This is a genomic window from Pseudomonas sp. Pf153 (genome assembly GCF_001269775.1).
Taxonomy (GTDB): domain Bacteria; phylum Pseudomonadota; class Gammaproteobacteria; order Pseudomonadales; family Pseudomonadaceae; genus Aquipseudomonas; species Aquipseudomonas uvaldensis.
In genome coordinates, this window is the sequence record NZ_LHVL01000012.1 from 29296 (window position 1) to 55845 (window position 26550).

Here is a 26550-nt window from a genome sequence, read left to right on the forward strand (position 1 = left end):
CTCTCGCCCGTCACGCTTGTTCTCGCGTGATCGGACCTTCTCTTATTGGTGGGGGTCGAGGATCAAACACTCATCCTCTATGAAGAAATGCTCATCGCAGTTATTGCCTGTGCCACTGCGATCAACCACCAGGAAGTCATCCCGCTTTTCGATCGTCAGCACCGGGTGGTGCCAGACGCCGCGATGGTAATTGATGCCCTGCCTGCCGTTGGTGACGAAGGCGCGGACCAAGCCTGATACAGGTGCATCGCCAAGTGGCGCGACCACGATCAGAAAGGGGTTGCCGAGCAGCGGAATGAAAGCCTGGCTGCCCAGCGGATGGCGCTCCAGCATGCGTACGGTCAGCGGCATTTCCAGCGCATCGGCGCGGAAGATGCTGATGATCGCCGTGTCGTCCGGCGTGGCGGTTTCAACCGTCGCCAGACGATGGAAGCGCATGGTCGAACCGTTGTTGATCATGAAGTGATCGCTGCCGTCGGTTTCGATCACGTCACCGAACGGGGCGAAGGCTTCTTTGGTCAAGGGTTCGATCTTGAGTGTGCGCATGCTGGTCTTCTTAATCCAAATTCTGTGTTGTTGGTTCTGACGCCTTCGCGAGCAAGCCCGCTCCCACATTTGGAATGTGTACTCCTGTGGGAGCGGGCTTGCTCGCGAATGGCTTCACTGCCTACTTCGCGACCTTGCCCAAAACCCGCAGGCGACTCACACCACCATCCGGGAACACATTCAAACGGATGTGGGTGATCGGGCCCAGGGCCTTGATCTGCTCGGCGAAGGTGTGTTCGGCGTGCATTTCCAGCTTCTGGCTGGGCAGCAGCTCACGCCAGAACAGCGATTGGGTTTCGATCTGGCTGTCGGTACCACCTTTCACGAACGCGCCCTGGATCGAGCAGCTGTCCGGATAGTTACCCTTGAAGTGCAGGGTGTCGACGATGACTTTTTCAACGACGCCGGCATGGCCCAGGGCGACGATGACCCAGTCGTTGCCGGGGGTGCGGCGGCGGGCGGTTTCCCAGCCGTCGCCCATGTTCACGCCACGGCCCGGGTTGAGGATGTTGCTCATGCGGCCGAAATGCTCGTCGGAGCACGCCAGGGCACGCCCGCCATTGAGAGCGGCAGCCAGGTCGACCTGCTCGTTATCGCCCACGGCCGACCAGTCGCGGTAGGGAATGCCATACACACGCAGGCGGGCCACGCCACCATCGGGGTAGATGTTGAATCGCAGGTGGCTGAAGGCCTGGTCGTTGGCGATCTCATGGTAGTGATGGCTGTCGCCCTTCAATTCCACGGCCGCCAGAACTTCGGTCCACTGGGTGTTTTCGTCCGGCTCGCCTTCCGCCAGGAAGCAGGCTTCCAGGGAGGCAGACGGTGGGTAGTTGCCGGTGAAGAACGAGGTGTCGATGTCCACACCCTTGATCGAGCCCGGCACGCCCAGGCGGATCACAGCGCTGTCGTAGCCTTCGAAGCGCTTGCGGCGCGACTCCCAGCCATCCATCCACTTGCCGTTGTCGTCGAACACGCCCTCTTTCCACACGGCCGGGGTCGGCTGGAACAGGCGGTTGGCGTCGGCGAACCAGTCATCGGTGACCGAAATGATCCGGGTGCCCAGGCGCGCGTCGGCCAGGTTGACGAATTTCTCGAAAGGTACGGCGTAAGCTTTCATTCTTCTTGTCTGCCTTTTGATAAGTTGGCTGGGGATGCTTGCTCGACCCTGGGTCACCAGGGCGGCTCGCTAAAGGGTCAGTAATCGGAACAACGCGATCTTGTTGATCTCCGCCAGCGCGCATTGGAACTCGGTGTCCACCGGGTTGTGGATGCGCGTTTCGAACGCCGCGAGGATCTGATGCCGGTTGCTGCCTTTTACCGCCATGATGAAGGGAAACCTGAACTTGGCTTTGTAGGCCTCGTTCAGCTCGGTGAAGCGCTGGAACTCTTCGGTCGTGCACTGGTGTATACCGGCGCCGGCCTGTTCGTTCGTGCTGGCTTCGGTCAGTTGGCCCTGGACAGCGGCTTTGCCGGCCAGGTCCGGGTGAGCGTTGATCAGGGCCAGTTGGCTGGCATGATCGGCGCTCAGCAGGATATCGCTCATGCGCTGGTGCAGGGTTTCGATCTCGTCGATCGATGGGTCCTGACCCAGGTCGAAGGCTTTTTCGGCCACCCATGGCGAGTGCTCGTAGATGTCGGCGAAGGCCAGGATGAAGGCTTCACGGCTCAAGGTGGACGGCTTGAGGGTCTGGAACGCGGTCATTTCGTCCCCTCCGTCTCAGAAGCGCCAGGGTGCGGATGGACCTGCTGCCAGTGGCGGGCAATGTCCACGCGACGGGTAAACCACACCTGCTCATGACCCTTTACATACTCAAGGAAACGCTTGAGGGAGGCGAGGCGGGCCGGGCGGCCAATCAGGCGGCAATGCAGTCCGATGGAAAGCATCTTCGGTGCTTCGGCGCCTTCGGCATACAGGACGTCGAAGGCGTCCTTGAGGTATTGAAAGAAGTCGTCCCCTTTGTTGAAGCCCTGCACCTGGGTGAAGCGCATGTCGTTGGTGTCCAGCGTATAGGGGATCACCAGGTGCGGCTTGCCGGTGGGTGTGTTGGGTTCCCAGTAGGGCAGGTCGTCGTCGTAGGTGTCGCTGTCGTAGAGAAAACCGCCTTCCTCCATGACCAGCCGGCGGGTGTTGGGGCCGGTGCGACCGGTGTACCAGCCCAGCGGGCGTTCGCCGGTGATTTCGGTGAGGATGCGGATCGCTTCGAGCATGTGCTCGCGTTCCTGAGCCTCATCCATGTACTGATAATCGATCCAGCGGTAACCATGGCTGCAGATTTCATGACCGGCGGCGACCATGGCGCGGATCACGTCCGGATGGCGCTGGGCGGCCATGGCCACGGCGAAGATAGTCAACGGGATATCGAATTCCTTGAACAGCTTGAGGATCCGCCAGACCCCGGCACGGCTGCCATACTCATACAGCGATTCCATGCTCATGTTGCGTTCGCCCTGCAGCGGTTGCGCCGCGACCATCTCCGAGAGAAAGGCTTCGGACTCCTTGTCACCGTGCAGGAGATTGCGCTCGCCACCTTCCTCGTAGTTGAGCACGAAGGAGAGGGCAATTCGGGCGTTGCCCGGCCAGTGGGGATGGGGAGGGTTTTTGCCGTAACCGATCAGGTCGCGTGGGTAGTCAGCGCTCACTGCAGTCTTCCTTCTTGTTCGAACCATGTAGGTGACGCCTGATGATGAGACTTGGGCTGGCGTCACGACGATGGGATGATTGTATACAACTTTATGCGCGCTTTGTAAGCCTGATTTTTTGCCTTTTTCACTCAGGCTCCGGGTCCATCTGCACTGCAAGAAATCTGCCCGTTTGGTCAGTTAGCCGGAGGAAAGTCATTGTATCCATTGGTTTGACCGCGAATTGGGACGAGAGGGCGGAGGAAAGCGAAGCAACGCAAATATCGGTATTTTATTGTGTACAATTTTCTCTTTAAGTGTCTTAATTCAACCATCGCCGTCCTGTCTCTTGCTCCGAAACGGTGCGGCTTGTCTTTTTAATCGATCAGGAGGCGCGCGCAATCAATGGGACGTTTGACCACTCACGTTTTGGATGCCGCACACGGTTGCCCGGGCAGTTCGATCAAGGTCGAGCTATATCGCGTGGAAGGTTCGCAATTGCAACGGGTCGCCAGCGCGCTGACCAATGATGATGGCCGTTGCGATGCGCCGCTGTTGCAAGGCGATGATTACCGATCCGGTGTCTATCAGATCCAGTTTCATGCTGGGGATTACTACCGCGCCCGTGGCGTCCAGCTGTCCGAGCCGGCGTTCCTGGATGTGGTGGTGCTGCGCTTCGGCATCTCGGCCGAGCAGGACCATTACCACGTACCCTTGCTGATTTCACCCTACGCCTATTCAACCTATCGAGGCAGCTGATCCCCCAAGCAGCTGCCTTGCCCTGGAAGCGACTGCGCATAGAGCTTCTTTGGTTTTTTGCCCGCTCACACTGCGGGCTTTTTTTTGAGCGGTGTATCTACAGCCTGGCGTTGTCATCCCGGATGATGAACACCGTTTCCGCAATGCCTGGATGCATTTCCGACCCACCCTTGAGCCAGACGATCTTGTTGGCGGCGTGGGCGTCCCTGACGACTTTCGCAGCGGCTTCACCCAACTGGTTTTCCAAGAGGACGCCGGCCATATTGGGGTCCGTATAGGAAGGCAGGGAGATCTTCGGGATTCTGGTGCGGTGCAAGCTCATGAAAAATACATAGTCATGCCCCGTTCGTTGGAATACCAACGCCGGAAAGCTACTGAAAGAACTGGGGTCCATGACCGTATAACCATTGCGGGCCAGGAGTCCGGCCATAAAGCGCTTGAAGTCCACCGGCGAATAGGTCGTGAGAAAATAGAGCCAGTGTCGCTTGAACCGCAGGGGATCGAAGTCCAACCGATCCAGCGTTCCGGTGGCGGAAGGCGCGGGCAGGGCTATCGCACGGGCGGTACCTCTGGACGACGGAGAGGTGGGAAGAATCGGAAGCATCAGTAACGGATCGGTCCATTGCGGATGCGGTGACGGTGTCGCGTTGTTCCGACTGTCGATCATCTGTCGGAGCGCGTTCAAACCTGCCGCGTCGGCATAATGCGAGTCATTGGCGAGTTCGAATTGCCTTCTTGCAATATTTTCCAAGGTGACTGTAGTGACCTCTGGAAAATCCTCCCTGACGTAAGTTGTCAGCGGCTTGTCGAAAGGTAACCTGGTGTCGATTTCCCAGTGATTGTCCGGCGGAACGCGGGTCACGCTTCTGGGTTGCTCGTCGGGCGTATGCCTGAGGATGGCTTCCAGCAAGTCAAAATCATAGGCGGGATGCATGGGCGACTGAATGTAGGCGCCAGGGTACTGGCGTGCGTCGACGCGGGTCAGCACTTTGTAGTGGACATTGCCTAGGGTGATGTACTCCCACACCGTGAACCGTGGGTCGATTCCCCAATTCTTCGTGAACGCCGAGGTACTTTGTGTCGCTGCTTCGCTTTGTGAGGTTGTCGCACGTGCACGCTTGGGCGCGACAGCTTCCGGAGACTCATCATCCGACAGCCTGTGGAGCGTGACGGGGTTGAGATCACTGCCGTGCGTCACGTCGCGTTGCGGAATCAGGTGCCATAGAAGGCTGCCTTCCACTTGCGCCAGGCGCGGTCCGGAGGCGACGAGTTCGGTGCTTAATCGGGCTCTGAAGTTCTGTTCGGCGTCGCGTCCCAGCAGCACCGTTCCGCCCTCTGCAAGCTCGACATAAGTACGGGTTCTGAATGTCCGGATGCCGGAGGTTGGGTCTGGCTCCGATAACATGGGGACCAGTTCGGATGAGAGGTAATAGCGGTCCAGCGGCATCGAGAGCGTGGTATCGCCGAGGGCTGATGCCATTTCGGCTATGTGAATGGTTGGGGGCGGCAATTCGGGGGACTCCGGCGGTCGCCCGGTCGGGGAGAGGGGGGGCGGCTCTATTCCTTCTCCCCTCACGGGAATCCTGACCATGGTTTCCTGGGTTGTATCGCGGCTGGGGTGGGGGCTTTCAGGGGACGAGGTCGGGACGTTGGGACGGGTATTTCGTCTTGGACTCATTGAAAATGTCTGCTCTTGAATATTTTGGAAAGGTGATTGGTCCACGTAGCCATGAGGCCTGCCGGCTGACAGGCCAAGGGCTTGAAGATGGTCGGGGAAAATGAGCAGGCAGGTGCACTACATATGTATAGGGCGCCTGAAAGAAGCTTCGGGAGCGTGACGCCTAGGTATGTTGGCGCGAGGCGCCACCCAGTGAGAGGGGCCAACTCAATCGGGAGAGTCTGATGCCAAAAAGCGCGCTCAGCACCAGTGTGCGGGCGAACATCGCCGAATGCCCCAGCGTGAAGCTTTCCATCACTTCCACGCATTTGGCCCGTAATGAACGAAGAGCGTCATCACCCATGGGAGGCGTCCGATCGAGGCCTTCCCGGGCCAGGTCCCGATAGATCTTGAGATGGTGGTCGCACAGGTTTGTCTTCCTCAAATTCGCCACTTCAATGACGCGGGGCTCACCGGTATCGAATATCCATTTGCGGGTTTCAAGGTCATAGCTCAACGTGCCGGCAGACCCATCCTTGACGGCCATGTGATAGACCTTGAGTCGTCTGGATGTCAGGCTCGACAGTTCATCGGTCAACGCTGCGCCGGGATCGCTAAGAGGGGACAAATACCGACCATCGAGCGCTTCCACATAAACCCGGCCGAACAGGCTGTCTACGGCATGAACGACGCCTTGCGCGGTGATGACACGTATCTGGTCGACAAGGTCATGCTCTTCAGGAATGGCAAGATGAATGACAGTTGTGCCAATCCGCAGCAGGTTGGCGGACAGTTTTATCTCCACTTGACCGAGGCCAGTGGCGTCGAGCTCCCAGGTGGAGGCCTGGGCCAACCGTGGTTTTGCGCCGGCCAGCGCACCTGGCGTGGACAGGCGTAGCGTCATGTTCGGGCTCAGGTGGACGAGGTACGTGGAGCCTTCGCCAATCAGGACTTCGATTCCCGTCTGTAGCGCGGGGGTGGTGAGCATGGCACAGGTTGCCCGATTGCGCAGGTGATAGGGCTGTTTGTCCAAGGGCGGCAGCCAGGCGTATTGCTTTTTGGTTGGGGCGAGGGTTGACAGTGACGCTTCTGTTTTCCACGCCATCGGCGCTTTATCCGTGAAGGGCCTATCCAGCAGCAGGCTATAGTCGGGTGAGGGTTGGACCAGGCGATAGGACGAGCCATCTTTCATGACAAGAATAAACGTGTGATGTGAACTCAAGGCGGAAAACGCCCGTCGGTTCACCTCAACTTTCTGTGCGCTGTAACGCTCATCGGAGCTCGCCAGGTTCTTCAGGACGACCTGCCTGTCGCCAAAGTGAAGCGTCAGGCCACATTCGCCATATCTGACGATGTCCCCTTCATCGTTCTGTGTGACATGAACGCTGTAGTGGGCTTCGACGCGTGTCAGCTCCGCGTGCATATAGTCCAGATGGAGCGTTGTGGAAAACCGGCTTTTTTGTTTGACCTTGAGCGTCGTGAGCTCAATGTAACGTGAAACGAAAAAACTCGAATCCTTGTCGTGGGCGATCTGTTGCTCTCCATCAGCATTCAAAATGGCCGGGTTTCTGGGTGTGCCTGGCTGCACCATGACGGTTTCAATGTCGAGCGGGCCAACATGCTCGATCACCTCGGGCAAATCCGGGACCAGATGGTAGCCATCCTTGGTCATGAACATCAGGCGATCGTTTTGCAGGCCCTTTGGATAATCAGTGTCTTCATAGACGTTCCTGATGATGACGTGGCGAAATTGCCAATCATTGGCGTCGAAGCATGAACGGATCACCAGGTTGCCTGATTCGATTTTCCAGCTTTCAATCAGGTCCGCCCTCCAGTCCAGCGCAATGGTGCTGTGGCCCGCGCCGTCTTCGGTGATGAAGACACAGCCCGGCTTATGAGCGATGGCATAGGCATCGTCACCAGGACCGCCGTCTGCATCACGGTTATTTCCACCGAGAATGAATATCCGGTCATCGCCCGCACCGGCCTCGATGGAATCATTGCCGCGGGATTTGATGATGTTTGCGCCAGCGGTACCCCTGATGACATTCGCGCCGCCTTCGGGAATCTCTACGTTTTCGATACTTTCCAGATCAGCGTGGCGATAGAGCCCGCTTTCGGTGCTACTGACATGAGTGATGAAAGACACTTGCCCGGTGTCCAGGTCGACGTCGTAACCCCGTCGCGGCTGCTCATTACCGCTGGCACGACCCGATAAAATGAGCGTGTCATTACCCAGGCCGCCCACGAGGCGACTGGGAGTACCACTGAGGGTTTCGGTGCTGCCCTCGAAGATGAAGACGTCATCCTTGATGCCGCCGGATAGTTTTTTAACACCTGCGCCATAGTGGAAGACATTGGGTTTGTTTTCGGTACCGAGCACCGTGTCGTCGCCACCGCCGATGTACCAGTGGATACCCTTGTGTTCGGCTGACGATACAACCACCGCACCCGGCGTCTCGGCCGTCACACCGCTGCGTGCATCGATCCGGTCGTCGTTGTCCTTGATCCTGGGACGTACCGTCGTCGCCTGGTATCTCTCTCCCGTCCACCAATTCCAGGTGTTGTAGGTCACCGGTTCGAGTTCCACGGTGAATTTGCCGTTTACGATAGCCCCCGTGCTGTCTTTCAACGGGCCCTTGAGCAAGTTCAGGGCACTGGCCTGGAGCAGCTTCGAATGTCCGGCGGTGGTCTTGGCGATGGTATAGCGATCCTGGATATCCTGATCAGGACTGATCGTCCAGAAGGCAAACCAGCCCGTGCGCAGGCGCTCCTGTACGGTGAGGTCTATATAGTCGTCGATTTCATCGACTTGACGAATCGCCCCCCAGACTTGCGACCCAACCACCAGGATGAGCCCCGCGGCAAGACCCATGGGGCCGGCTGAGCTGAACCCCGCCAGTGCCGCCAGGCCGATGGTGACGGTCATGGCGGCGCTGGTGACGCTCAACGCGGCGCTGACATAATGATCGGTCGCCTCTTTCCCGGTAGCGTTGGCGGCCGCCTTGAAGGCGTCGACAGCGGCGACGATGTCGAAAGGCAGTGTCAGAACGCTGGCAATCAAGCCGCTTCCACGGGCCAGTTTCGTGGCGAAGGTCGTTTTAGTGAAATCGCCAAGGGAATGCTGACCGGCCGTGATCATCTGGGTGGCTTGCCGGGTCACGGCGGCTTCGACACCGATCGACGCCACTTCGGCGGCCACGCTGCTGCCATTGAAAACGGTCTGGTAGGCATCCTTGTTGCGAATGGCATCTTGCAAGCCCCGCAGGCCGCTGTAGATACCGAAGGCCTGGAGCCCCAGGCCCGTGGGAATGAGGGCATTGCTTCTGGTTTTGTTCACCCAATGCAGTGGCTGCTGTGCAAATGCCTGGAGATCCAGCTTCTGGGCGGCTTTCAAGAGCTTTTCCAGTGCGCTTCGGTGGCGGGCGGGCTCGGCCAGCGTTTCGGAACTTTCCCTTAGCAACGGCAGCGCGGTGTGCGAGCGCTGACTCGCTATTTCGAACAGCAACGTCGGCAGCCGATAGTCGTCAGTATCGGTGGTCAGTTTCAGACGGGTTTCGATATCAGGCGCGGTGAATTGCAAGGAGTCCACGAAGAACCGATTGGCAATGCGGAAAAACGTATTGTCCCCGTCCAGAGGCTGCCCATCAGTCGTTGCTCCCAGAGCATCGAGGGCTGAGCGGGTCACCGTTACGGAACCGATGTGCAGCGGACCATAAAGCCTATCGACGACTTCAAGTTGAGCCCGCCTGTGCAGGCGGTCCGACAGGAGCGCTACGTTATCCACAGCGTTGAAGTGGAGTGTCTCGACGGTGTGTTCGTTTGCGTGAAAGCCCAGGTCCGAAATGACGACGGTAGGCTTGTCGGGAGAGGAGCTGGGCTGGAGAGCCTTGGCCATGGTGAACGTCCTTGTTCAACGATGATTGAGGGCTCTATGTAAGGGATTTTCCTGAGGAGAGTATAGGAATGGGTTGTTGCCGCATTTTGCGTTCAGTGAGTGGACATCAAGGACAGCGCCCCCGCACCTCCGAATAATCCTGCGCTGATCCGATTGAACCAACTCTGGCCTTTGCCCGTTCGCAAGTACCGCGCGGCACCGTGGGCGCCAAGGCCGTAGGCCAGCTTGCAGAGCAGGTCGAGGACGGTCCAGGTGACGATCATCACCAGCAATTGCGGCAGGAACGGCTGTTCGGCGCTCAGGAACTGCGGCAGGAACGCGGCGAAGAAGAGGATGTCCTTGGGGTTGCTGGCGCCGAGCACGAACGCCCGACCGAACAATGCGCGAAATCGTGGGACGGTAGCAGCCTGGGGCACTTCGGCGCCTTGGGAGGGTTGGCGCGATTGCTGCCAGCTCTGCCAGGCCAGGTAAAACAGGTACAGCGCGCCGACGATCTTCAAGGCACTGAACAACTTTTCCGAGGCCAGCAGCAGCGCACCGAGCCCCAGCGCCGAGGCGCTCAACAGGCAGATCGAGGCGAACACACCGCCCAGGAACGCCGGGTACGAGCGACGCAGGCCATAGTTCAGGCTGTTGCCGATCATCAACAACGACAGCGGGCCCGGAATGAGGATCACCACCAGGGCGGCACCGCTGAACAACAGCCAGGTTTCCAGATTCATTGCTTTGCTCCTGATATACAAAAGCCCCACCCGAAGGGGTGAGGCGGGTGGATCGATGTATCGCCTACAGGAAAATGAACTTGGCGATGAAAATCGCGCAGAGCGCCCACAGGCTGACTGAAATGTCCTTGTGTTTACCGGTGCAGGCCTTGAGCACCACATAGGTGATGAAACCCAACGCGATGCCGTCGGCGACCGAAAAGGTCAGGGGCATCATGATGGCGGTCACGATGGCCGGGATGCTGTCGGTCGGTTCGTCCCATTCGATATGGGCCATACCGCCCATCATCAGCATGGCGACATAGATCAACGCTCCGGCGGTGGCGTAGGCAGGAATCATCCCGGCCAGCGGCGCGAAGAACATCGCGGCAATAAATAGCACGCCGACGGTCACCGCGGTAAGCCCCGTCCGGCCACCGGCCGCCACGCCGGCGGCGCTTTCCACGTAGCTGGTCACCGGCGGCACGCCGACCATGGCGCCAAATACACTGGAAGCGCTATCGGCCTTCAGGGCGCGGGACAGGTTCTCGATCCGGCCATCGGCCTGCACCAGGCCGGCGCGTTGGGCGACGCCCATCAAGGTACCGGCAGTGTCGAACATGTGCACGAACAGGAAGGCCAGCACCACGCTGATCATACTGACGTTGAACACGCCGGCCACGTCCATCGCCATCCAGGTCGGCGCCAGGCTCGGCGGTGTCGACATGACGCCGTTGTACTGCACCAGCCCCAGGCCCCAGCCGGCCAGGGTCACGGCGATGATGCTGATCAGGATCGCACCGAACACGCGGTGGTAGCTGAGCACGGCGATCATCAGGAAACACACGGCGGCCAGCAGCGGGCCGGGTTCACGCAGCGAGCCGAGTCTGATCAACGTGGCGGGACTGTCGACGATGATTCCGGCGGTCTTCAGACCGATCAGGCCGAGGAACAACCCGACCCCGGCGCCCATGGCGAACCGCAGGCTGACCGGAATACTGTTGAGCAGCCATTCCCGGATCCGTGACAACGTCAGGATCATGAACAGCACACCGGAAACGAACACCGCGCCCAGGGCGGTTTCCCAGTTGTAGCCCATGGTGCCGACTACGGTGTAGGTGAAAAACGCGTTCAGACCCATGCCCGGCGCCAGGCCCACCGGCCAGTTGGCGTACAGGCCCATCAACAGGCAACCCAGGGCGGCGGCGATGCAAGTGGCGACGAACGCGGCGCCATGATCGATGCCGGCGTCGGCCATGATGTTGGGGTTGACGAAAATGATGTAGGCCATGGTGATGAAGGTTGTCAGGCCGGCAATCAGCTCGGTCTTCACCGTGGTGCCATGCAAGCTGAGTTTGAAGAGGCGTTCCAGCCAGCCACCGCTTGATGGCGGCGAGAGATCCAGCGTTCGGGCTTCGGGTTTGCGGCTTTCCACAGCGAATACTCCTCAAGAGTTTTATTGTTATTTCCAGCACCCAGCCCCCTGAGGGTGGCTGCAGCGCTTTGAGGCAGGTAAGGCTGGCGAAGTGTTGACCTCGAGGTCAGAAACTCGCACGAGGCGAATTATGCTTTTGTATACAAATAAAGCAAATAATGTTTTTGGTTTTGTAGACGAAATGTATGGCGATAGGGGTATATCGCGAGCCCTGGCAACCTCTGAACTAAGCCTTCCCTAGCCCAAGGTTCACCGCCAGCCACCCATTCACCGCCTCTTCCCCAGCCTCGGCAAATACACGCTCCAGCAATTTCACCTGCTCCCGACGCAACGCCTGTTCGAACCGCTCGCCCTCGGCGGTCAGTGCCAGCAGCCGCTTACGCTTATCGGTTTCGGACGCGACGCTGTTCACCAAGTGCATCTCAATCAACTGCCGCAGCGGCATGTTCAGCGCCTGTTTGCTCACGCCGAGCAGCACCAGCAGTTCTTTCACACTGAGCGACGGGTAACGGGCGATGAAGAACACGATCCGCTGATGCACTCGACTCAACCCGCGACGCTCGAGCATTTCGTCGGCTTTGGCGGTGAACGCCTGGTAGCCGAAGAAGAACGCTTCCATAGCCATTTGTTGAGAGGATGGGTTTTTAAGGTCAAGCATATTGACGTATCCAGAGAGGTCGGAGTAATTTCGGTCAATAAGTTTGACTCATTTTTCCAATGCCTCGCTACAGGTGGTTCCATGGCTTTTTCCGAACGTGTCTCGCGCCTCAAAAGCTCTTTGATTCGAGAAATCCTGGCAGCGGCGCAGCGGCCGCAAGTGATGTCGTTTGCCGGAGGCCTGCCGGCAGAAGCCATGCTCCCGAAAGTGGAGTGGGAAGCCATGCCGTTGTCCATGGGCCAATACGGCATGAGCGAAGGCGAGCCGGTCTTGCGCGAAGCCCTGGCTGCGCAGGCGCGAGCGTTGGGCGTGGCTTGTGAGGCGAGTCAGGTCCTGGTGGTCAGCGGCTCCCAGCAGACCCTCGACCTGGCGGCGAAACTGCATATCGATGTCGGCACCGAGATCATGCTGGAAGCGCCGACTTACCTGGCGGCGCTGCAGATTTTCCAGCTGTTCGGGGCTGCTTGCATCACGGTGCCGCTGGAGGCCGATGGCCCGGACCTGCAGCAACTGCGAGCCCGGTTGGAGCAGCACCGGCCGGCCTTCATCTATCTGATTCCTACCTTCCAGAATCCTTCGGCGGTGCGCTACAGCGAAGCCAAGCGCGATGCGGTGGCGGCGCTACTCGATGAGTTCGGCGTGACCTTGATCGAGGACGAACCCTACCGCGAGCTGACGTTCGATGGCGGTAGCGCCACGCCGATTGTCAGTCGCTTGAAAAAGGCCAGTTGGATTTACACGGGCACCGTGTCGAAAACCCTGTTGCCTGGACTGCGGGTGGGCTATCTGATCGCCAGCCCGGACCTGTTCCCGCATTTGCTGCGGCTCAAGCAATCGGCGGACCTGCACACCAACCGAATCGGTCAATGGCAGGCACTGCAATGGATCGGCACCGAGCGGTATCGCAGCCATCTCAGTGAGTTGAGGGACTTCTACCGGGATCGTCGCGACCGGTTCCAGGCGGGACTGCTGACCCATTTTGCCGACATCGCGGATTGGAACGTGCCCCAGGGCGGGCTGTTTTTCTGGCTGACCCTCAAACGCCCCCTGGACACCCGCACCGTGCTCGGTGCCGCGCTGGCCGCCGACGTGGCGTTCATGCCGGGCGAACCGTTCTTCCCCGAGCCGGACAAGCACCCCGGGCATCTGCGGTTGAATTTCAGTCATATCGACCCGGCGCGGCTGGATGAAGGGCTCCAGCGGCTGGCGGGGGTGGTGCGGGAGGCTATGGCTGCGCAAGCTGCCTGAATATTTGTAGTGACTGGGCTGGCCTCATCGCGAGCAGGCCAGCCCAGTCGACAAAAAACGATCAGACCGCCGAAAACCGCTTATCCAGATAATCAATGATCACCTTGGACTCATACATCCAGGTGGTCTTGCCATCCTCTTCGATGCGCAGGCACGGCACCTTGATCCGGCCACCTTGCTCCAGCAGCGTCTGGCGGTCCTGCTCATTGTTTTTCGCATCGCGCAGGGTCACCGGCACGTTGAGGCGGCGCAGGGTGCGGCGGGTCTTCACACAGAACGGACAGGCATGGAACTGATACAGCGTCAGGCCACGTGCGGCCTGGTCGACCTGTGCCTGGGCATCGGCCGGACGCTGCTTTTTGCTCGGGCGGGTGATGAAATCCAGAAAGATAATCAGCTGGCCCAGGCCAACTCGAAGCGCTTTGACGATCACGGTACAAGCCTCGCAGCACGGAAGAAGAGGGCGCGCAGCTTACCTGATTTTCACAGGCGAAAAAAAACCGGCGATCGATGCCGGTTTTTCTTCGTAAGACGGGTTACTTGATGAGGCTGAGGAATTCGCTGCGGGTCGCGGCGTTTTCCCGGAACTCTCCCAGCATCACCGAAGTGATCATCGAGGAGTTCTGCTTCTCCACACCGCGCATCATCATGCACATGTGCTTGGCTTCGATCACCACCGCCACACCCAGGGCGCCGGTCACCTGCTGGACCGCGTCGGCGATCTGGCGGCTGAGGTTCTCCTGGATCTGCAAGCGACGGGCGTACATGTCGACGATCCGCGCCACCTTCGACAGGCCCAGCACCTTGCCGCTCGGAATGTAGGCGACGTGAGCCTTGCCGATGAAAGGCAGCAGGTGATGCTCGCACAGCGAGTACAGCTCGATGTCCTTGACCAGCACCATTTCGCTGTTGTCGGAGCTGAACAAGGCGCCGTTGGTGACCTCTTCGAGGGTCTGTTGATAACCACGGCAGAGGTACTGCATGGCCTTGGCAGCACGCTTGGGCGTGTCGAGCAGGCCCTCGCGGGAGACGTCCTCGCCCAGTTGGCCGAGAATCGCGGTGTAATTCTGTTCCAGAGACATGAAACTACCTGTGGGATTTTACGCAAAGGGCAAGGGTACGGTGGCGGACACGGCGCTGCAAGCTCAGTAATCGCGGGTTACTCGTCGCGACCTTCCATCATGGTGCGCTTGAGCATCACATACACCGCCCCGGCGCCGCCGTGTTTCGCCTGGCAGGAGGTGAAGCCCAGCACTTGCGGGTGCTGGCGCAGCCAGGTGTTGACATGGCTTTTGATCATCGGTCGCTTGCCGTCCAGCCGTACGGCCTTGCCATGGGTGACGCGCACGCAGCGGATTTCGAATTTCGTCGCTTCGGCCAGGAAGGCCCAGAGGGTTTCCCGGGCTTTTTCCACGGTCATGCCGTGCAGGTCCAGGCTGCCTTCGAACGGGATCTGCCCGACCTTGAGTTTACGCATCTGGCTTTCCTGGACGCCGTCGCGGGCCCACATCAACTCATCTTCGGGGCCCACGTCGATCACGAATTGATCGGACAAACCGTCCACGGTGGTGGCATCGGCGCGCACGGTGGCGGCCTGGCGCAGCTTGGCGATTTGAGCGCGATCTGCCTTGGGTTTGCCGGTTTCGGCACGATCGTGTTTGATCGGTTTTACGCCCTGGATCGCACTTTTGAACAGGGAAAAGTCGTCGTCTTGCATGTCAGCCTCCGCGAAGGCCGGCCAGTTTACCCAAGTCCAGCGGGATCGGGCGCGACAAAACGTCGAATGGCGGATCAGTCGTGCTTTTTCATGAGGTGGGGAGCCATGGCCAGCTCCAGGGATTGGCGAGCGCGACGGCGGCAGCGGCGCCAGAGCCAGATGCCCAGCCACAATACCAGCAGACCGATCGCCAGGATGATCGATGAACCGACAGGGGTAGCGTTCAACTCGCCCAGCGCGGGCGGGCGACCCAGCAGGCTGGCGGCACCGGCCATGGCCAGCAGGACACCCAGTGTTGCCAGGAGCGCGGCGATCGCCGCACCGACACGAAACCGCCAGTTGCTCGGGCCTTTGGGCCGCAAGCGACGTGCGTCAAAACCATCGGATATCTTCATTCCGACCTTCCTCAGTGGGTATCGGCCCTTCGACCGGAAGATGCTCGGGTTGTTCCGGGGGCCAGGCGAATGAGAGGCTTTTGCGGATGAGCGGCGGAACGGGCCGCTCATCGAAGGACATTCAGATGAGGTCGTGGGTCAGGGCCAGCGTGGCGAAGTTGTCCGCCATGATCGCCATTTCGGTCTGGTGCACATGTTCGGCACTGAGCACGCCGCCCTTGTGCGGCAGGTCGCGGGTGGCGCAGGCGTCTTCCACCAGTGTGCAGCGAAAACCGAGGTTCTTGGCAGCGCGCACGGTGGTGCTGACGCTGGAATGGCTCATGAACCCGCAGACGATCAGGTCCAGTGGGCCGAACTCTTCCAGGCGTTTTTTCAGTTCGGTGCCGTGGAAGGCGCTTGGTAGTAACTTGCCGATCACGGTTTCGTCGCCCTGGGGTTCGAGCCCTGGAATGAACTCGCCGCGTTCGCCCTGAGGGTCGAAGAGCCCGCCATGGGTGCCCAGGTGACGCACATGCACGATCGGGCGGCCGGCGGCACGGGCCGCGCCGAGCAATTGCTTGATGTTCGCAACCGCTGCATCCATGCCGCTCAGGGCCAGGGGGCCGGCGAGGTATTCCTTCTGGGCATCGATGATGATCAGGGTCGCTTGACTCAGGTTGGCCGCCGCGTAACCACGGCCACTGAGTTGAAACATCGTTTTTGGAACGGACATTCTGGGGCTCCTTCGGGTGGGGCTTTTGCGACATTGTCCTCTGGCTGAGCGGTTCTGTGAATCGCTTCCATCGCAAGGGCCGCCGTTGCTGGCCTACAGCCTTGTCAAGATGCCTGTGTTGTTCAATAGGCAGCTCAAAAAATGGAAAGATCCTACGGTCGCCCTGGCGTTTTTCGGTCGTCCTTGAGGCCGGTTTGGGTGACGGCGTGTTTGGCTGTTAGACTCGCCAGTCGTTTTTTCTGGAGTTTGCCGCCGTGATCACTTCCCGCCTTCGCACCCTGCGCGACCATATCCGTTGGGCCGTCAGCCGTTTTCATGGGGAGGATCTGTTTTTCGGCCATGGCACCGACAACGCTTGGGATGAAGCCCGGCAACTGGTGTTGGGCGCGCTGCATCTGCCTTGGGAAATCTCTGACAGCTACCTGGACTGCCGGCTCGAAGACGATGAGCTGGTCCATGTACAGCGTCTGTTGCATCGACGTATCGCCGACCGCATCCCGACGGCTTATCTGCTGGGGGAGGCTTGGTTCTGCGGGATGTCTTTCATTGTCGACGAGCGCGTGCTCATTCCGCGCTCGCCCATCGGTGAGCTGATCGAGAAACGCTTCGAACCCTGGTTGGCCCGGGAGCCTGCGAGAATTCTCGACCTTTGCACCGGATCGGGCTGCATCGGCATCGCCTGTGCCTATGAGTTCCCGGAGGCCGAGGTGGTGCTGGCCGACTTGTCGTTCGAAGCGCTGGAAGTCGCCAACCAGAACATCGAGCGTCACGGCGTCGACGAGCGTGTGTTTACCGTGCAGGGCGATGGTTTCGACGGCCTGCCGGGGCAGCGTTTCGACCTCATCGTGTCGAATCCGCCCTACGTCGATGCGGAAGATTTCGCCGACATGCCCCAGGAATACCAGCACGAACCGGCGCTGGGGCTGGCCTGTGGTGACGACGGTTTGAACCTGGTCCGCCGGATGCTGGCCGAGGCGGCCGATCATTTGACCGAGAAGGGGTTGTTGATCGTCGAAGTGGGCAACAGCCAGGTTCACGTCGAAGCGCTGTATCCGGAAGTCGATTTCGCCTGGCTGGAGTTCGAGCGCGGCGGCCATGGCGTGTTCATGCTCAGCGCCGAGCAATGCCGCCAGCATCAGGCGTTGTTTGCTTCGCGGGTTTGATCCACAGTTTTTTCGCTGGGGGATTTATCCCGAAGCGTACTGGCGGAACACAATACCTGTGGGAGCAAGGCTTGCCCGCGATGAAGACAACGTGGTTTTCTTGAAACCGAGTCGCTCGTATCGCGAGCAAGCTTTGCTCCCACCAGGCTCGCTCCCACAAGGTTATCTCGCTGCGGGCCCTTAGTGCCGCGTCGCAATCCAGATCAACAGCCCCGCCTGGAACATGGCAAAAGCCACCAGACAGGTAATGGTGAAACGCAGGCCGGCGTCTTCGCGCTTGAACTTGGAAACCCGTTCTTCCTGCTTCTGCAGTTTGACTTCCTGTTCCGCAAGGTTCTGCTCGGCTTGTTGCAGCATCTGCGCGGCTTCGAGAATCTCCACGAACTGAACCTTCTCGGTGTTCCAGTCCCCCACCAGGTCACCGACCTGGACTTGCTTGACGCTGCCCTTGAGATGCTGGGCGTCGGCGTAGACCACCGCGAAGCCATGGGCCTTCAGGAAGTGATCGCGGCGCAGGCGGGTGTCTTCGTTCAGGGCGTCCTTGTTATTCAGGTCGGTGCCTTCCACCCGATAGCCCGACCAGCGTTTCTTGGCCCAGGTGATGGCCTGGGCGGCGAGGAAGCGGCCAAGGCCGCGATTCAACGGCTCGACTTGCAGGCTGTCCGGAGAAAAATGCAGGCGTTTCTCGACATGGTCGGCCCAGACGTCCAGATGATTCTGTTCCTTGCGCACCCGCTGGCCTGGCAACTGAACGCTCATGCGCAGCAAACTGCGCTCCTTGCTGTGGCGCTCGGCATAGTTGAATTCGACGAACCGCAGCGGCCGCGCACCCGTGGCACGGTCGGTCTTGAGCGGGGCCAGCCGGAGCATCTTATGGTGCTCGGCCTGCACGTCCGCCCAAGGCAACTCCGCCGCTGCTGGGGCGGGCGTCTCGGCGGTGGTGTCGGGTGTAGCTTCAGTGTCAGTCATAACGGCGAAATCCTGTCCAGGCCGGCTTGTCGACAGTCAATGCGCTGTCCGACACCGGTTTATCGGCCGCTCTTGGCAGGACTTCAGTGCCCACCGCTCAACGGGGCGCGATTGAGTCGATAAAACCCACGATCCGGGTGCCCAGCTCGGCCGCGAGGGGCAGGTTGGGGTCTTTGTAGGAGTCCAGTTGCCGTTTCACGTCGTTGGGCACGATGCGCATCACGTGGTTCATGCCTTCGATCAGCGCCAGTTCGGCGTCGGGCCTGGCGGCCTTCAATTGCCTGGCGTCTTCGACGCCGACCTGGATGTCATGGCTGCCCTGGATGATCAGCGCCGGTACTTTAAGCGCGGCGAAAGCTCCGGCGGGGTCCTGGCGAAACAGCGAGATCAGGTAGGGCTGGACGCTGGGGCGAAAAATGAATTGCAACTGCGCCGGCACGTTCCCGTCCGGACGGCCCGCCTTGAGGCTGTCGAGCAGTTCGTTACTGCGCAGCATCAAGGGTGGCGGCAGGCGCTGGCTCAGTTGTTGGCGCAGCACCTGATCGATCGGCCGAGCGCTGCCGGACAGCGAAATCACCGCCGCCGCATGGGCCTGGGGCGCGGCGAGGCTGGCAATCAGCGCGCCTTCGCTGTGGCCCAGCAGAATCAACGGGCCCATCCGCGGGTCGGCGGCGAGTTTGCGGCTCCAGGCCACGGCATCGGCCACGTAGGCTTCGACGCTCAAGTTGCGTTCGTCCGGCGTTGCGGCAAGGCTGGCGGCCACGCCGCGTTTGTCGTAACGCACGCTGGCGATGTTGTGCCTGGCCAGTACCCAGGCCAGGCGCTTGAGACTGTCGTTGCGACCGCCCTCGGGGTTGTTTCCGTCACGATCCGTAGGACCCGACCCGGAAATGATCAGGACAACCGGCACCGGCGTGTCGGACTTGGGCAACAACAACGAGCCGAACAGCTCACCGTTGCCCGTGTCGAGGCTGATGGGACGTTGTAATACCACGGCCTGGGCCAGGCCGGAAAAGAGGGTAAGGCACACGACAAGCAGCTTTAACATCATCAAGCCATCAGTTGCGAAGGTGCCGTTTGGACTGGCGGCCACCGATAAGGTTCGAGGATGAACTAAGCCGGGAGCCTGCGTATACTGGCGGCCATTACGAATCGGCGATTTTTCGGAGCTCCCTGCATGTCCGGCAATACCTACGGCAAGCTGTTCACTGTCACCACCGCGGGCGAAAGCCATGGCCCGGCGTTGGTCGCCATTGTCGACGGCTGCCCGCCGGGCCTGGAGATTTCCCTGGAGGACCTGCAGCGTGACCTGGACCGCCGCAAGCCCGGCACCAGCCGCCACACCACCCAGCGCCAGGAAGCCGACGAAGTCGAAATCCTGTCCGGTGTGTTCCAAGGCCGTACCACTGGCTGTGCCATCGGCCTGCTGATCCGCAACACCGACCAGAAGTCCAAGGACTACTCGGCCATCAAGGACCTGTTCCGGCCGGCCCACGCCGACTACACCTATCACCACAAGTACGGTGAGCGCGACTACCGTGGCGGTGGCCGCAGTTCGGCCCGGGAAACCGCCATGCGTGTGGCGGCCGGAGCGATTGCCAAGAAGTACCTGGCCAGCCAGGGCATCGTGATTCGCGGCTACATGAGCCAGCTTGGCCCCATCGAAATTCCGTTCAAGACTTGGGATTCGGTAGAGCAGAACGCCTTTTTCTGTCCCGATCCGGACAAGGTGCCGGAGCTCGAGGCCTACATGGACCAGTTGCGCCGTGACCAGGATTCGGTCGGCGCGAAGATTACCGTCGTGGCCGAGGGTGTGATGCCGGGGCTCGGCGAGCCGATCTTCGACCGCCTCGACGCCGAACTGGCCCACGCGCTGATGAGCATCAACGCGGTGAAAGGCGTGGAAATCGGCGCCGGTTTCGCCTGTGTTTCCCAGCGCGGGACCGAGCACCGTGACGAACTGACCCCCGAAGGTTTCCTGAGCAACAACGCCGGTGGCATTCTCGGCGGAATTTCCTCGGGTCAGCCGATCGTGGCGCACCTGGCCCTCAAGCCCACGTCCAGCATCACCACGCCGGGTCGTTCCATCGACATCCACGGCAACCCGGTGGAAGTCATCACCAAAGGCCGCCACGACCCGTGCGTCGGCATCCGCGCCACGCCGATTGCCGAGGCGATGATGGCGATCGTGCTGATGGATCACCTGTTGCGCCACCGTGGCCAGAACGCCGATGTGCGGGTCACCACCCCGGCGCTGGGTCAGCTTTGATGGCTGACTGGCCGAGCGCCGTGGCCTGACGGGCATGGCGGCACTGCCGTACTGGCGGCTCTCCAGTTTCTACCTGTTCTATTTCGCGTTGCTCGGATCGACGGCGCCGTTCCTGGCGCTGTATTTCGATCACCTGGGGTTCAATGCGGCGCGCATCGGCGAGCTGGTGGCGATCCCCATGCTGATGCGTTGCGTGGCGCCGAACATCTGGGGTTGGCTGGGGGATTACACCGGCCAGCGCCTGGCGATCGTGCGTTTTGGTGCGATCTGTACGCTGCTGACTTTTTCGCTGATTTTCATCGACAAGAGCTACGCCTGGCTGGCCATGGTCATGGCATTGCATGCTTTCTTCTGGCATGCCGTGCTACCGCAGTTCGAAGTCATCACCCTGGCTCATTTGAGTGGGCAAGCGTCGCGCTACAGCCAGATTCGCCTGTGGGGCTCCATCGGCTTCATCATCACAGTGGTCGCGCTTGGGCGGTTGTTCGAATGGCTGAGCCTGGACATCTACCCGGTGGCGCTGGTGCTGATCATGAGCGGTATTGTGCTCGCCAGTTTCTGGGTGCCCAACGCCCAGCCGATGCAAGGGCCGCGCGTGGCAGGAGATGGCTTTTTGCGCCAGCTGTGCAACCCGGGCGTGCTCGCGTTTTATGTCTGTGTCGGCCTGATGCAGGTGAGCCATGGACCGTACTACACCTTCCTGACCTTGCACTTGGAACACTTGGGCTACAGCCGGGGCTTGATCGGTGTGCTCTGGGCCGTTGGCGTGGTTGCTGAAGTCCTGATATTCCTGTTGATGAGCCGGATCCTGGCGCGATTTTCCGTGCGCCGGGTGCTGTTGGCGAGCTTCCTGCTGGCGGCATTGCGCTGGTTGCTGCTGGGGTCTTTGGCCGAATTCCTCTGGGTGCTGCTGTTTGCCCAGGTTCTGCACGCCGCCACCTTCGGCAGCTTCCACGCCGCCGCCATTCATTTCGTGCAACGTAGTTTCGGCCCACGCCAGCAAGGTCAGGGCCAGGCGTTGTACGCGGCGCTGGCCGGAACGGGCGGGGCGTTGGGCGCGTTGTATTCCGGCTACAGCTGGACTGCCCTGGGTGCCGGTTGGACATTCAACATCGCCAGCCTCGCGGCCTTTGCGGCAGCCGTTCTCATTGCCGTACGCATGCAAGAAGACAGGCCATGAGCCTTCGAACCGTTAATTTGCTGGAGCCATTGTCATGAGCAGCCTGTCCGTTTATCACGTCTCAAGTCCTGAGATCCCGAACAAGGTGTTGACGCATTTCGAGGACATCGTCGCGACCCTGGCTGAAAAAGGCATTCGCTTCGATCGCTGGCAACCCACGACGAAACTCGAGGTCGGTGCCAGCCAGACTGAGGTCATCGCGGGCTACCAGGTCCAGATCGACGCATTCAAGGCCGAGCGCGGCGATGTCTCGGTGGATCTGATCAGCCTCGACAGTGACTATCCGCAAAAAGCCGAACTGCGCGCCAGATGTCTGAAGGAGCATCGCTATGCCGGGGAAGAGACGCGGTTCTTCGTCTCGGGGCGTGGCTTGTTCAGCCTGCACCTGGGGGACTACGTGTATGCGGTCCTGTGTGAAAAGAACGACCTGATCACCCTGCCGGCCGGTACACCACACTGGTTCGACGCGGGCGAACACCCGCACTTCGTGGCGATTCGCTTGCGCGGCGATTCCAGGGGGTGGGAAGAGACGTTCACCGGCGATGAAATCGCCAGCCAGTTCCCGAATTTAGAAGACTAAAACCTGTGAGAGCGAGCAGGCTCGCTCCCACCGGTCACTGTTTCCGATCTGTTCACGCGCTGTGGTAGGTCGGCAACGCGAAGCGATGCTGACTCTGCAACAGGGTGATCTGTGGCAGCTCGCTGGCCTGTTCGGCCAGGTCACGACGGATTGCGCTGATGGCCCAGGACAACTGGTCCCCGGCGTGCAACTGAGCGTAGGAAATCGTGCGTTTGAACAGTTTGCCTTCGCTGTTGCGCAGGGTCAGCAGAATGCCGCCATCCGGGCGTGCCTGTGTGGTGACTTCATAGTTGGAAAACAGGGATGCAAATTTTTCTTGAATCATATTCATGTGACTGCTCCATGGTGTGGCAAACCGTGGAGAAGCTGTTGCAGCGTCTGTGCCATCCTGTGGCTGGCTTTAAAACTCTTTAAAAACAATAGGTTATAAAACTTCCCATTTTTCGCTTTCGTGCATCTTGCATGAATGGCCATCGTGCATCCTGCATTTTGCGTGGTCTCGCAATTATTTTTGGAACCAAATGAGCCTCCGGCGCTCACGCTTCGCCTGCGCCGAGCAATGGATACAAAACATTGCAAAAACCGCATGTACAGCGCCGGAATCCCTGGCGTACTTTCGAGCGCAAATCACTTCAATCCGATGCCAAGAACCGAGGCCCGCGAGGTCGAACGGGGAGTTTCATGAGTCGTACACCCAGCGACGCCATTACCTGGGGCATGATGCTGCGCAAGCTGCCCACCCTTGCCAGGGCCATTCCCCGGATCGTCAAGGGCCTGAAGCTTGCCAACGTGCGGGATCCGGCCCAGCCGTGTGGCCTGGGGTGGTGTTTCGAACAAGCCGCGCAACGCAATCCCCGGGGGCCGGCATTGTTGTGGGGTGACCTGTCCCTGAGCTATACGCAGGTCAACGAGCAGGCCAATCGCATGGCCCACTACTTCTTGGCGCAGGGGATCGGCAAGGGTGATTGCGTTGCTGTTTTCCTGGAAAACCGTCCGCAACTGCTGGTGACGGTGCTGGCCGTGGCGAAGGTCGGCGCCGTCAGTGCCATGGTCAATACCTCGCAGACGGGGGATGCATTGGTGCACAGCCTGGCGCTGGTCGCGCCAGTCGCGGTGGTGGTGGGGGATGAGCGCGTCCCGGCCTACAACGACGTGCGAAGCCGAACCGCACTGTCGAGCGCTCGCACCTGGTGGGTCGCGGATGAACAAAACACAGGAATTCCCGAGGGATTCGTCGACCTGATGGGCAACAGCCAGGGCTATCCGGGCGACAACCCGTCCAGCAGCCGCCAAGTGTTTTTCAACGATCCCTGTTTTTACCTCTACACCTCGGGCACCACCGGGTTGCCCAAGGCCGGCGTGTTCCGCCATGGTCGCTGGATGCGAACCTCCACCAGTTTTGGCTTGATCGCCCTGGACATGCAGCCGCACGACATTCTCTATTGCACCTTGCCGCTGTACCACGCCACAGGCCTGTGTGTCTGTTGGGGAGCGGCGATTTGCGGTGCCTCGGGGTTCGCCATCCGGCGCAAGTTCAGCGCCAGTCAGTTCTGGAGCGATGTACGCCATTATCGGGCGACCACCCTGGGGTATGTCGGTGAGTTGTGTCGCTATCTGGTGGATCAGCCCGCCAGTGTCGAAGACCGTCGGCATGAAGTCAGCAAGATGATTGGCAACGGCCTGCGTCCAGGCGCCTGGTCGGCCTTCAAGACGCGTTTCGGCATTGAGCATATCTGCGAGTTGTATGCCGCCAGCGATGGCAACATCGGTTTTACCAACGTACTGAATTTCGACAATACCGTCGGTTTTTCCCTGATGGGCTGGGAACTGGTGCGTTACGATCACGACAGCGGGACGCCGTTGCGCAACCTGCAAGGGCGCATGCAAAAGGTGCCCAAGGGGCAACCGGGCCTTTTGCTGGCGAGGATCGACGACAAGGCGCCCCTGGACGGCTATACCGATCCGGCCAAGACCGAGAAAACCGTCTACCGGGACGTCTTCGTGCCCGGCGACCGTTATTTCAACACCGGTGACCTGCTGCGCAATATCGGATTTGGGCATGGACAGTTCGTCGACCGCCTGGGCGACACGTTCCGTTGGAAAGGTGAAAACGTCTCCACCACGGAAGTCGAGAATGTCCTGCTGCAGCATCCGCAGGTAGCCGAGGCTGTGGCCTATGGTGTGGAAATCGCCGGTACCAACGGGCGCGCCGGCATGGCCGCGATCACCCCGGCCGAATCCCTGGCGACCCTGGATTTCAGCGAGTTGCTCCAGTTCCTGCAAGGTCGATTGCCACCCTATGCGGTACCGCTGTTCCTGCGCATCAAAGTGAAGATGGACACCACTGGCACCTTCAAGTATCAGAAGACTCGCCTGCGCAGCGAAGCGTTCGACCCTTGCGTCACGGGCGAGGAGCCGGTCTATGCCTGGTTGCCCGGCACCGGAACCTACGTGCGTGTCGACCGGCAGTTGGCGACGCAGATCCAGGGTGGGCAATACCGCTATTGATTCTGGCTATGGCCAGTACAAGGAAAAAGAGGATGACAGGGCATGAGTCCCCCCGGAAACTAGCGGCTTTGCAAAGACCTGAATGGAGTGTTCTCATGCCCGATACAAGCCGCCAGATGACCCCGGAAGAGGCTGCGGAATTTGCCGAGCAGGTATTCAACGTGGCACGCCAGGGCGACGCCGCCATGATGGCCGCGTTGTTGAGCAAAGGCCTGCCGCCCAACCTGCGCAACCACAAGGGCGATACCTTGTTGATGCTGGCCGCTTATCACGGGCACGTGGATACGGTGAAAGTGTTGCTGGAGCACAAGGCCGATCCGGAAATACGCAACGACAATGGCCAGAGCCCGATTGCCGGCGCGGCCTTCAAGGGCGATCTGGCTGTTGTCACGGCATTGGTGGAGGGCGGCGCCCAGGTGGAAGGCGCTTCCTTCGATGGTCGAACGGCGTTGATGATGGCGGCGATGTTCAACCGGGTGCAGATCGTCGATTACTTGATCAGCAAAGGGGCGGACCCGAAAGCCAAGGACGCCAATGGTGCCTCGGCCCTCGATGCGGCCCGGACCATGGGTGCGGTGGATACCACGGCGCAGTTGGAAAAGCTGATCGGCTGAACCGCCATCGTTCGTTTGGCATCGGTTGTGGGAGCCAGCTTCGCCCCCACAACCTGATCCCCTCGCGAATGGGGTATCCTGCGCGGCTTAACTCTCATCGCCACAGGATTCACCATGAAAGCCGCACTCGTCGAACTCATCAGCAAAATCAGCTCCGGTTGCCTGGGCGATGCCGACATCGAGAGGATTGCGGACGAAGCGGCCCAGGCTTATGCCGATCCGGTCGCATTTCTGGCAGCCAATCCGGATATCAATTATGACGACACCTTTCCGATTCCATTGGGCGAGTGGGTCGTGGTGGGCAGCCTGCCGGACACTGTGCTGTTCCAGGCCGACACCTATGTGCAATTGTTCGAACAAATCCTCGCTTCGTTCGGCCCCGGCGTGGCGTTCAACCTCAAGCCCAAGCAACTGGCAAAGACTGAGCCACTCACCGCGCTCAATCGCATCCAGATCCAGATGAGCAGCCTGAACAAGGAAAACGGCGGCTACGTGCTGATGAACTTCAGCCAGTTGCTCGACGATGAATTGCAGATGGTGTTGGTGTACGGCAACGATGTGCCGCGTGTCCTGGAACTCTGTGCCGAGGTCGGCATTGCTGCCGCGCCGGCCCTGGAAGCGCTGAAGGTCGCGGTTCACGTTTGAGCAAGAAAACGGAACCCTCGTTGGGGCGCCGCTATCCTAAGAGTGCATGCCACCATTCGGGAGCGACACCATGGGTTCTACCTTCAACGGCCTGATAGGCCTGATCATCCTGGCGCTCGATATCTGGGCGATTATCAATGTGCTCAAGAGCGGCGCCGGAACCGGGGCGAAAGTGCTGTGGGTGCTGTTGATCCTGCTGTTGCCGGTGCTGGGACTGATCATCTGGGCAATCGCCGGGCCGCGAGGCAACGTACGGGTCTGACCACTTCCTGAAACG

27 protein-coding genes are annotated in these 26550 nt (G+C 60.1%); 10 read left to right on the forward strand and 17 right to left on the reverse strand.

All coding sequences use genetic code 11. The annotated features are described in order from the left end of the window. Positions 1-42 precede the first annotated feature (42 nt). The 4 genes from AD666_RS07865 to puuE all read right to left on the reverse strand — a co-directional run bounded on the left by AD666_RS07865 (position 43) and on the right by puuE (position 3186). A complete protein-coding gene (locus AD666_RS07865) occupies positions 43-546 on the reverse strand; it encodes an ureidoglycolate lyase (protein ID WP_053149832.1) in 504 nt (167 codons plus the stop codon). A 121-nt stretch (positions 547-667) separates the two neighbouring features. Further along, a complete protein-coding gene (gene alc, locus AD666_RS07870) occupies positions 668-1663 on the reverse strand; it encodes an allantoicase (protein ID WP_053149833.1) in 996 nt (331 codons plus the stop codon). Between the two features lie 69 nt (positions 1664-1732). Next, entirely contained in the window at positions 1733-2248 is a 516-nt protein-coding gene (gene uraD, locus AD666_RS07875; RefSeq protein ID WP_053149836.1) for a 2-oxo-4-hydroxy-4-carboxy-5-ureidoimidazoline decarboxylase, read from the reverse strand. After that, positions 2245-3186: an allantoinase PuuE gene (gene puuE / locus AD666_RS07880; RefSeq protein ID WP_053149839.1), complete on the reverse strand. Its 942-nt coding sequence runs from the start codon at positions 3184-3186 to the stop codon at positions 2245-2247. Before puuE ends, uraD begins: the two co-directional genes overlap by 4 nt. A gap of 384 nt (positions 3187-3570) precedes the next feature. On the opposite strand from puuE, the gene uraH reads away from it, so the two are divergent. Continuing rightward, complete coding sequence (uraH, locus tag AD666_RS07885; RefSeq protein WP_053149842.1) at positions 3571-3924, forward strand: hydroxyisourate hydrolase; 354 nt, start codon at positions 3571-3573, stop codon at positions 3922-3924. Positions 3925-4021: 97 nt separating this feature from the next. Here uraH and AD666_RS07890 read toward each other — a convergent pair whose 3' ends face one another. The 5 genes from AD666_RS07890 to AD666_RS07910 all read right to left on the reverse strand — a co-directional run bounded on the left by AD666_RS07890 (position 4022) and on the right by AD666_RS07910 (position 12273). Next, positions 4022-5434: a hypothetical protein gene (locus AD666_RS07890; RefSeq protein WP_156315924.1), complete on the reverse strand. Its 1413-nt coding sequence runs from the start codon at positions 5432-5434 to the stop codon at positions 4022-4024. Between the two features lie 331 nt (positions 5435-5765). Then, positions 5766-9479: a calcium-binding protein gene (locus AD666_RS07895; protein ID WP_177330468.1), complete on the reverse strand. Its 3714-nt coding sequence runs from the start codon at positions 9477-9479 to the stop codon at positions 5766-5768. A gap of 92 nt (positions 9480-9571) precedes the next feature. Beyond that, complete coding sequence (locus tag AD666_RS07900) at positions 9572-10201, reverse strand: LysE family translocator (RefSeq protein ID WP_053149848.1); 630 nt, start codon at positions 10199-10201, stop codon at positions 9572-9574. A 64-nt stretch (positions 10202-10265) separates the two neighbouring features. Further along, on the reverse strand, positions 10266-11615 hold the full coding sequence (locus AD666_RS07905) for an NCS2 family permease (protein WP_053149851.1): 1350 nt from the start codon (positions 11613-11615) through the stop codon (positions 10266-10268). A 226-nt stretch (positions 11616-11841) separates the two neighbouring features. Further along, entirely contained in the window at positions 11842-12273 is a 432-nt protein-coding gene (locus AD666_RS07910) for a MarR family winged helix-turn-helix transcriptional regulator (protein WP_053149855.1), read from the reverse strand. Between the two features lie 81 nt (positions 12274-12354). Here AD666_RS07910 and AD666_RS07915 point away from each other — a divergent pair, with 81 nt between their 5' ends. After that, a complete protein-coding gene (locus AD666_RS07915) occupies positions 12355-13521 on the forward strand; it encodes a PLP-dependent aminotransferase family protein (RefSeq protein ID WP_053149857.1) in 1167 nt (388 codons plus the stop codon). Positions 13522-13582: 61 nt separating this feature from the next. Here the strand turns inward: AD666_RS07915 and AD666_RS07920 are convergent, their stop codons facing one another. The 5 genes from AD666_RS07920 to AD666_RS07940 form a co-directional block, all read right to left on the reverse strand. Further along, positions 13583-13954, reverse strand: a complete 372-nt coding sequence (locus AD666_RS07920; protein ID WP_053149860.1) for a glutathione S-transferase N-terminal domain-containing protein — start codon at positions 13952-13954, stop codon at positions 13583-13585. Between the two features lie 103 nt (positions 13955-14057). Next, positions 14058-14603 carry a GTP cyclohydrolase I FolE gene (folE, locus tag AD666_RS07925; RefSeq protein ID WP_011333202.1) on the reverse strand — a complete coding sequence of 182 codons (546 nt, stop codon included), beginning with the start codon at positions 14601-14603 and terminating at the stop codon, positions 14058-14060. Positions 14604-14680: 77 nt separating this feature from the next. After that, positions 14681-15238: a Smr/MutS family protein gene (locus tag AD666_RS07930; protein ID WP_053149863.1), complete on the reverse strand. Its 558-nt coding sequence runs from the start codon at positions 15236-15238 to the stop codon at positions 14681-14683. Positions 15239-15312: 74 nt separating this feature from the next. Then, the gene (locus AD666_RS07935) at positions 15313-15633 is read right to left on the reverse strand and encodes a hypothetical protein (protein ID WP_053149866.1); all 321 of its coding nucleotides are present in this window, start codon (positions 15631-15633) and stop codon (positions 15313-15315) included. 121 nt (positions 15634-15754) lie between these two features. Beyond that, positions 15755-16345, reverse strand: a complete 591-nt coding sequence (locus AD666_RS07940) for a cysteine hydrolase family protein (protein ID WP_053149869.1) — start codon at positions 16343-16345, stop codon at positions 15755-15757. A 254-nt stretch (positions 16346-16599) separates the two neighbouring features. On the opposite strand from AD666_RS07940, the gene prmB reads away from it, so the two are divergent. Beyond that, positions 16600-17508 carry a 50S ribosomal protein L3 N(5)-glutamine methyltransferase gene (prmB, locus tag AD666_RS07945; protein ID WP_053149872.1) on the forward strand — a complete coding sequence of 303 codons (909 nt, stop codon included), beginning with the start codon at positions 16600-16602 and terminating at the stop codon, positions 17506-17508. A 180-nt stretch (positions 17509-17688) separates the two neighbouring features. Here prmB and AD666_RS07950 read toward each other — a convergent pair whose 3' ends face one another. Both AD666_RS07950 and AD666_RS07955 read right to left on the reverse strand, forming a co-directional pair. Beyond that, the gene (locus AD666_RS07950; RefSeq protein WP_053149875.1) at positions 17689-18477 is read right to left on the reverse strand and encodes a hypothetical protein; all 789 of its coding nucleotides are present in this window, start codon (positions 18475-18477) and stop codon (positions 17689-17691) included. 97 nt (positions 18478-18574) lie between these two features. Continuing rightward, positions 18575-19528, reverse strand: coding sequence for an alpha/beta hydrolase (locus AD666_RS07955; RefSeq protein ID WP_053149877.1), 954 nt, complete (start codon positions 19526-19528; stop codon positions 18575-18577). Positions 19529-19654: 126 nt separating this feature from the next. Here AD666_RS07955 and aroC point away from each other — a divergent pair, with 126 nt between their 5' ends. Genes aroC through AD666_RS07970 form a run of 3 tightly spaced genes read left to right on the forward strand, consistent with a single transcriptional unit; the run spans position 19655 to position 22506 of the window. Beyond that, a complete protein-coding gene (gene aroC, locus AD666_RS07960) occupies positions 19655-20746 on the forward strand; it encodes a chorismate synthase (RefSeq protein ID WP_053149880.1) in 1092 nt (363 codons plus the stop codon). A gap of 34 nt (positions 20747-20780) precedes the next feature. After that, complete coding sequence (locus tag AD666_RS07965) at positions 20781-21926, forward strand: MFS transporter (protein WP_053149883.1); 1146 nt, start codon at positions 20781-20783, stop codon at positions 21924-21926. Positions 21927-21960: 34 nt separating this feature from the next. Next, positions 21961-22506 (forward strand): acireductone dioxygenase, encoded by a 546-nt coding sequence (locus AD666_RS07970; protein WP_053149886.1) that lies wholly within the window; start codon positions 21961-21963, stop codon positions 22504-22506. Between the two features lie 52 nt (positions 22507-22558). Here the strand turns inward: AD666_RS07970 and AD666_RS07975 are convergent, their stop codons facing one another. Then, the gene (locus AD666_RS07975) at positions 22559-22837 is read right to left on the reverse strand and encodes a DUF3509 domain-containing protein (RefSeq protein ID WP_053149889.1); all 279 of its coding nucleotides are present in this window, start codon (positions 22835-22837) and stop codon (positions 22559-22561) included. A gap of 350 nt (positions 22838-23187) precedes the next feature. Here AD666_RS07975 and AD666_RS07980 point away from each other — a divergent pair, with 350 nt between their 5' ends. The 4 genes from AD666_RS07980 to AD666_RS07995 all read left to right on the forward strand — a co-directional run bounded on the left by AD666_RS07980 (position 23188) and on the right by AD666_RS07995 (position 26535). Continuing rightward, a complete protein-coding gene (locus AD666_RS07980) occupies positions 23188-25014 on the forward strand; it encodes a long-chain-acyl-CoA synthetase (protein WP_053149892.1) in 1827 nt (608 codons plus the stop codon). 95 nt (positions 25015-25109) lie between these two features. After that, a complete protein-coding gene (locus AD666_RS07985; RefSeq protein WP_053149895.1) occupies positions 25110-25628 on the forward strand; it encodes an ankyrin repeat domain-containing protein in 519 nt (172 codons plus the stop codon). A gap of 114 nt (positions 25629-25742) precedes the next feature. Further along, on the forward strand, positions 25743-26273 hold the full coding sequence (locus tag AD666_RS07990) for a hypothetical protein (RefSeq protein WP_053149898.1): 531 nt from the start codon (positions 25743-25745) through the stop codon (positions 26271-26273). A 70-nt stretch (positions 26274-26343) separates the two neighbouring features. Further along, a complete protein-coding gene (locus tag AD666_RS07995) occupies positions 26344-26535 on the forward strand; it encodes a PLDc N-terminal domain-containing protein (protein WP_053149901.1) in 192 nt (63 codons plus the stop codon). The last annotated feature ends 15 nt before the right edge of the window (positions 26536-26550 follow it).